The organism is Alkalicoccus luteus, assembly GCF_012034335.1.
Classification (GTDB): domain Bacteria; phylum Bacillota; class Bacilli; order Bacillales; family Salisediminibacteriaceae; genus Alkalicoccus; species Alkalicoccus luteus_A.
In genome coordinates, this window is record NZ_JAATHJ010000121.1 from 1 (window position 1) to 248 (window position 248).

Sequence of the window (248 nt, forward strand, 5' to 3'; positions counted from 1 at the left end):
TCTTCTTCGTAATCATCTGCGTTCGATATGTCAGCAGCATCGCCGAGAAACCGGTGTCCGTAAGTAATACGTCCCGTCGGAATACCTGTAATTTCAAACGGAATTACATCCGTGCCAAATACAGCCGCCAGCCGATCTGCACAATGAAAATGTACTGAACATTTTGCAGGAAAGAGATGTTTTTCTGCATCATCCATATGAATCATTCCAGCCTGTCGTTGACTTAATGATGCAGGCAGCCGAGGACG

At 46.0% G+C, this 248-nt stretch carries 2 protein-coding genes; one reads left to right on the forward strand and one right to left on the reverse strand.

What is annotated here, in order from left to right:
* Nucleotides 1–197: glycine--tRNA ligase subunit beta (locus HCN83_RS18285; RefSeq protein WP_246238309.1), on the reverse strand; the 197-nt coding region annotated here is incomplete at its 3' end.
* Between HCN83_RS18285 and HCN83_RS18550 the strand changes: the two genes are divergently transcribed.
* Nucleotides 164–248: hypothetical protein (locus HCN83_RS18550; protein ID WP_246238310.1), on the forward strand; the 85-nt coding region annotated here is incomplete at its 3' end. The two genes, HCN83_RS18285 and HCN83_RS18550, sit on opposite strands and share 34 nt — an antisense overlap.